Origin of the sequence: Rhodococcus sp. (in: high G+C Gram-positive bacteria), assembly GCF_049286785.1 — a bacterium.
Classification (GTDB): domain Bacteria; phylum Actinomycetota; class Actinomycetes; order Mycobacteriales; family Mycobacteriaceae; genus Rhodococcus_F.
The window spans coordinates 1-4,441 of the sequence record NZ_JBAQEO010000158.1 but is presented as its reverse complement, the minus strand read 5'-3'; the positions used below and the strand labels follow the sequence as shown (position 1 = coordinate 4,441).

The window sequence follows — 4,441 nt, the reverse complement described above, 5'->3', positions numbered from 1 at the left end:
AGACCGGCCTGTCGGGAATCCAGTTCCATCAGCTCGCCGTATTCGACGATCCCGATCGCGACGAACGGGGCTGGGTGATCTCGATGGCCCACACCGCGGCCGTCCCGTTCGCGGCACTCCCCGAGGACGCTGTCCTCATGCGGGTGATCGACGGCAAGCCCGAGCAGAGCCTGGCGTTCGATCACGACGACATGGTGCGACTCGCCGTCGACGACCTGCGAGACCGGTACACCCAACAGGTCGACCCGGCCCGGTTTCTGGGTGAATCGTTCACCGTGCTCGAACTCCGCCAACTCTATGAGGTGATTTTCGGCCGCGAGCTGCAGAAGGACTCCTTCCGTCGGCACTTCATCGGCGCACTCGCAAGCACGGGAGAAACGTCGAACCCGGGTAACGGCCGGCCCGCCGAAGTCTTCCGCAGAGCAGGGGACGGCCGGCTGCCTGCCCAGGCGGCGGTGCTGCTGACCGGATAACACCCGCCGGCCCCAACCCTCAGCGGATGCGCTCGACGCCTTCCTCGGCGATTCCCTCCAGCCGTCGGTGCGCATTCTGTCGGTGTATGTCGGCATACTCGATACACACGGGGAAGCCGACGGGGTGGAGTAGTAAATGGGCGGGGATTCGCAGGCGAACGTCATCGCGTTCTGGCGGGCGATCGAGTTGTTCAGTCCACAGACCGTGCCGAAGCCTGATCCCGACCATCCTCAGCGCCCCGTCGAGGTCGCTTCGTCTATTCGACCGCTTCCATGGCAGGCCGGTCATCGACTCTCCCGGCCCCCACGACGGCGTGGCCATGTCCGGGAGCACACGATCTACGTTGGTGCGTACAAGATCGACGACATCTGGCAGATCCTTGATTCCGTGCTCGACCCCGGCGTGGAGAACTTCGATCCGCGGCCCGCCGGGTTCTGCTCGCTCGCTGCGGTCGTCGTCGACGCGGACGGCCTCTACGTCGATGGATCCGCGGTCCTGTCCTCGCTCGCATGGGCGTCGGGTCGGGCGTTGTCTCCCGGACCTGATCATCGGGGGTGGCTCGACGGCTTCGATCTGCTGGCGGACCAGGCCGACGACGTCGTGCAAGAGCTCCTCGCGGATCAGGACTTCGACGACATGCCACCGGTAGTCGATCACCGGTTTCTGGAACGCTTCACCCGTCGCTGCACCGAGTTGCTCGGTCTCGCCCAATCCGGTTTGCGTCTGTCGGGCACGCGAGTGGCGTCCGTCGAGGTACCGCCCGGCAAGCGCGACGAACGAACCGACTTCCTCAACAGCTTCATCGCCGCGGATCTCGCCCACGTCGCCGGGCGGGTGGGACAGGGTGAGATCGGCAGTGCCCTCGCGCACTACCTCACCGAAGACACGCATGTCGACGTTACGCGGCGCGTCGACGTCCGCTCGGACTTCTCTTACGTGCTGAACGGTTGCCGTCCTGCGGCGACCCCGATGGGTCGGTGGGCGGTACGCCCTGATCATCCGCTCGTTGCGAGCCAGCAGTTTGCAGTCAACGCGGTCATCGAGGAATTGGGTAGCGGTTCGGGCATCTTCGCCGTCAACGGGCCACCCGGCACCGGAAAGACGACCCTCCTCAAGGATCTTGTCGCCCACGTCGTCGTCGAACGGGCGCAGCTGCTGGCCACGCTACCGCGGCCCGCCGACGCGTTCGCCGGAGAGCCACACCGCTGGAAGGCCGGTGACTTCAGCCGGGTCGTGCAACGCTGGGCTCCCGCATTCCATGGGTTCGAGATCGTGGTCAGCTCTTCGAACAACGGAGCAGTCGAGAACATCAGCCAGGAGATCCCGAAGGCTAGCTCCGACAATCCGTTCCAACAGGACTGCGACTACTTCGCCGATCTCGCCACGGCGCTTCTGAACGTGGATCGCGACGTAAACGACACCGCTGAGCCGTCACAGGGGTGGGCGCTGCTCGCTGCGCGTCTGGGGAGAAAGACCAACCGCACACGATTCACGAGCACACTCTGGTTCGACGAACGCACCGCATCCGACCCCGATCAGGCGCCGCGGCAGGGGCTCCAATCACTCTTGAAGGGCTGGGAGGCGCACGGCGCGGACCTCGCCTGGGGCACCGCCGTCTCGCAATTCGCTGCCGCTCGGGACGCAGCCGCGAACGCGCAGTCCGATGCCGCACGCGCATACCGCACTTGGGTCGAGCTTCGGGCCTTGACAGTGAAAGTCACTGCCGCCGAGCAGGAACTCACCCGTCTACATCACGCTTTCACAGAGTCTGTCCGAGCCGAGGGGATGTGCGGAGCCGCCCACCAACAACGGACAACCGAACGCACCCAGATCGAGGACGATCTCGCACTTCACATGACCCGGCGGGAGCCGTTGTGGCGCATCGCCAGCGTCAACGGACGTCAGCTGCGCCGCACCTGGTCGGCCCGGCGACACGAGCTGTCGCGACTGTTGCTCGACCTCGACGTGGCTGTGAGCGAGGCTCGATCGGCACAAAAGCAGGCTCTGCATGCCGTCCAGTCCGCCGACCTCGCCCTGCAACAGCAGCAGACCCACTGCGCGGCGCTCCGCGACCATCGCGATCAGCTCGCCCTTGCCTTGACAGCCGATCGGAATCGTGGGCTCGTTCCGGACGACGAGGTTCTCTCCGACGAAGTGGCGCGTGAACGTCTCACGCTGTGGAGTGACGCGACAACAGCCGAGGCACGCTCTCGGCTGTTCGTGGCCGCGCTCCACCTGCATCGAGCGTTTCTCCAGCAGGTACCGCGGGAGATGCGCCAGAGCCTGCACGGCGCAATTGACGTAGTGGACGGCACCTCACCGAAGTGTTTGGATCCGGAAGCTGTCGCCGATGCGTGGCGGGCGCTGTTCTTCGTCGTCCCCGTCGTGTCCACGACGTTCGCCTCGTTCGACAAGGTGTTCCGCGGTATGGGTCGAGAGTCGTTGGGGTGGCTGCTCATCGACGAGGCCGGCCAGTCGACGCCACAGAACCCGGCGGGTGCGATTTGGCGCTCCCGGCGCACCGTGGTCGTCGGCGACCCGCTCCAGTTGAAGCCGGTGGTCACCATTCCGTTCCGTGCACAACAGGCGGTGCGCCGCGAATTCGACGTCAGCGAGACCTGGCTGCCTGCGCGGGCATCTGCACAGTCCCTGTCCGATCGGCTGAATAGGTGGGGCACTACGCTTCCGTCGGTCGACGAACCGCTTTGGGTGGGTGCGCCCCTTCGGGTGCATCGCCGGTGCACGGACCCGATGTTCACCATCGTCAACCATGTCGCGTACGACGACACGATGGTGCACGGCGGCGATCCGACACCCGCGGGCACATTGCCTCCGACCCAGTGGTTCCATGTCACCGGTCCGGGCATCGGCCACTTCGTGCAGGCCGAGTTCGATCGACTCGTCGAACTTCTGGAAGCCCTCCGTGACGACGAGGTATCGATGAAGGATGTCATCGTCGTGACGCCATTCCGTGATGTCGCCTGGCGGCTGGAAAGCCTGGGCAAAACGTTTGACGGCATCACTGCGGGCACCATCCATCGCGCGCAGGGCAAGGAGGCGAAGGTCGTGTTCCTGGTGCTCGGCGGAAATCCTGGTAAGGACGGCGCCAAGCGGTGGGCAGCAGCAGAGCCGAACATGGTGAACGTCGCCGTGTCCCGCGCCAAGCAGCGCCTCTACGTGATCGGTGATCGGAGCGCGTGGTCACGGCATCAGCACTTCGACGTCCTGGCCCATCATGCAGCGCTGCTATCGGTGTAGGGCGGCGGATCTCGACCGTCATCACAACCGAGCGTGGACTCATGAAGTACGTGGCCCGATTTCGGGACCTGCCATCCGCACTCACGACAAACCGTCGTGGAGTGACTCGGATATGTTGTACCGTGCTATCGCAAAGATCACGGGGAACAAGTCGTCACGGGGGATGACACATGTCGAATGAGGTGCGGGTCGATCCGACTGCCGTAGTCGGTCTGGCCGACGACTTCTTGGGCGCATCCGATATTATCGAAACTCTTCTCCTACTATCTGGTTTCGAGCTGGCTGTTGCGGGACTACCAGGATCGCGCGCCTGCGTCGCCCTACGGGATGCCGCACAGATGGTCGATTCGACACTGGGCGTCGTGCCAGGGCGACTGCAGTCATTGGCTGCAACTGCGATTGCGACTGCAGCCCGCTATGAGGAGGCCGACGCAACGATTGCGTCTGCGCTGAATGCGATCTACTCCTGATGCCACCGACACGAGCGCAATTGGTGAGTTGGCAGCCATGGCTGCTGAAGAGCGCGGCCGATGCCAGCGATGACATCGTTGCCCGGCTCGACACGCAAATGTCTCAACTCCATTTAACCTGGATGCACCGATTCGGTTGGGTCGGTGAGCGTGTCGTAACGGCGAAATGCCCTGTCGTGGTGGAAGAATTGGACTTCTCACAGAACCTTTTCAACCATCCCGAAGGGCATCTCGTAGGT

The 4,441-nt window shown here is 64.2% G+C and carries 4 protein-coding genes; all 4 read left to right on the top strand.

Annotation, left to right across the window (positions count from 1 at the left end):
- Positions 1 to 473: NUDIX hydrolase (locus WAW17_RS06465; RefSeq protein WP_422332176.1), on the top strand; the 473-nt coding region annotated here is incomplete at its 5' end.
- Positions 474 to 609: 136 nt separating this feature from the next.
- Positions 610 to 3,732 (top strand): AAA domain-containing protein, encoded by a 3,123-nt coding sequence (locus WAW17_RS06460; RefSeq protein WP_422332175.1) that lies wholly within the window; start codon positions 610 to 612, stop codon positions 3,730 to 3,732.
- Positions 3,733 to 3,902: 170 nt separating this feature from the next.
- Entirely contained in the window at positions 3,903 to 4,202 is a 300-nt protein-coding gene (locus WAW17_RS06455) for a hypothetical protein (RefSeq protein WP_422332174.1), read from the top strand.
- Between the two features lie 23 nt (positions 4,203 to 4,225).
- Positions 4,226 to 4,441 (top strand): hypothetical protein (locus WAW17_RS06450; protein ID WP_422332173.1); only part of this gene is annotated, 216 nt, incomplete at its 3' end.

Excerpts from the sequence above, each read along its gene's own strand:
- WAW17_RS06460 (WP_422332175.1), top strand. The coding sequence starts at position 610 with ATGGGCGGGGATTCGCAGGCGAACGTCATCGCGTTCTGGCGGGCGATC.
- WAW17_RS06455 (WP_422332174.1), top strand. The coding sequence starts at position 3,903 with ATGTCGAATGAGGTGCGGGTCGATCCGACTGCCGTAGTCGGTCTGGCC.